This is a genomic window from Sandarakinorhabdus sp., from assembly GCF_031422795.1.
Lineage (GTDB): Bacteria > Pseudomonadota > Alphaproteobacteria > Sphingomonadales > Sphingomonadaceae > Sandarakinorhabdus.
The window spans coordinates 1-1,608 of sequence record NZ_JANPML010000336.1 but is presented as its reverse complement, the minus strand read 5'-3'; the positions used below and the strand labels follow the sequence as shown (position 1 = coordinate 1,608).

Annotated in this window: 1 protein-coding gene; it reads left to right on the top strand. The window is 67.6% G+C overall.

The features are described from left to right. The coding region (locus RMO81_RS12030; RefSeq protein WP_310476130.1) for a phosphoenolpyruvate carboxylase at window positions 1–1,608 on the top strand (1,608 nt) is incomplete at both ends.

The window sequence follows — 1,608 nt, the reverse complement described above, 5'->3', positions numbered from 1 at the left end:
GCAAGCTGGGTCGGCTATGACATGGATGGCCGCACCGACATCGGCTGGGCCACCAGCATCGGATTTCGCGCCCACGAAAAGGGTGAGCGACTGGCCTTGTTGGCCGGTGAAGCCGCCCGGCTGGGCGAGCTGGCACTGGCCGAGCGTCTGTCGCGGGCGGGCACCTATGCCCATGCCCAGGCGGCGCTGATCACGGGCAATACCGATGATGCCGCCGCGCTGTCGGCCATCGCCAACCGGGTGACCGCGCCGCATGTCGATGCGCTGACCAGCCTGGTCGAACCCATTGCCCAGCTGCGAGCAGCGGCGGCTGGCCTACCTGCCGATCAGGCGCGCGGCCATCTGGTGCTGGCCGCCGCCATGGCCGCCGATGGGCTGGGCATGGGCTGGATCCATTTCCGGGTGAACGCAGCGCAGTTGCACAACGCCATCCGACGCCGCATCGATCCCGATGGCACGCTCGACATGGGCAGCGGCCAGGCGCTGATCAGGCTGCGCGGCCTGCTCGATACGGTGAAGCCGCTGCGGTCCAACTTCGCGGCGCTGGCGGTGGAAAGCACCACGGCGGTGCGCCAGTTCCTCGCCATGGCGGCGATCCTGAAGCATTTCGATGCCGATACCCCCATTCGCCTGCTGATTGCCGAGTGCGAACAGCCGCAAACCGTGCTGGCCGCGCTCTATTTCGCCAGGCTGTTCGGCATCGCCGACAAGGTGGACGTGTCACCACTGTTCGAGACAGAAACAGCACTGGAACATGGCGGCCGTTTCCTGGATGCGCTGCTGGCTGAACCAGCGTACCGCACCTATGCCCGGGCGCGCGGCCGGGTCGCGATCCAGACCGGTTTTTCCGATGCCGGGCGTTTTGTGGGCCAGGTGCCGGCGGCGCTGGCCATCGAACGGCTGCAGGGCCGGCTGGCGCGTGCCATGGTCAAGAACGGCCTGTCGGATGTGGCGGCGTTGATCTTCAACACCCACGGCGAATCGATGGGGCGCGGCGCCCACCCGGCCAGCTTCACCGATCGCCTGGCCTGGCCGCTCAGCCGCTGGGCACGGGCGCAGTTTGCCGCTGCTGGCATCCGCGTCGAGGCCGAAGCCAGCTTCCAGGGCGGCGATGGATTCCTGTTCTTCGGCCATGATGCGCTGGCGCTGGCAACGCTGAGCCGCATTGCCGAAATCTCGCCCACGCTGGCGCACGGCGGCAATGACGACCCGTTCTACACCCGCACCGATCTCAGCCTTGATTATTACCGCATGATCCGCCGGCACCAGCGCCAGATGTTCGAAGCGCGCCCCTATGCGCGGGCGATCACCGCCTTTGGTCTCGGCCTGATCCCCGTCACCGGGTCACGCCGGCTGAAGCGCCAGAGCGATATCGGCAGCGACCGCGACGCGTCGTTGCGCTCGATCCGCGCCATTCCGCACAATGCGATTCTGCAGCAACTGGGCTATCCGGTAAATGTGCTGGCCGGGGTCGGCAGCGCTGGTGTGGACGCGCAGGAAGCGCTGGCGGCGCTGCTGGCCAGTTCGGCGCGCGGGCGGCAATTGCTGGGGCTGGTGGAAACCGCCAACGCCATCGCCAGCATCAAGACGCTGGCGGCCTATGGCGAG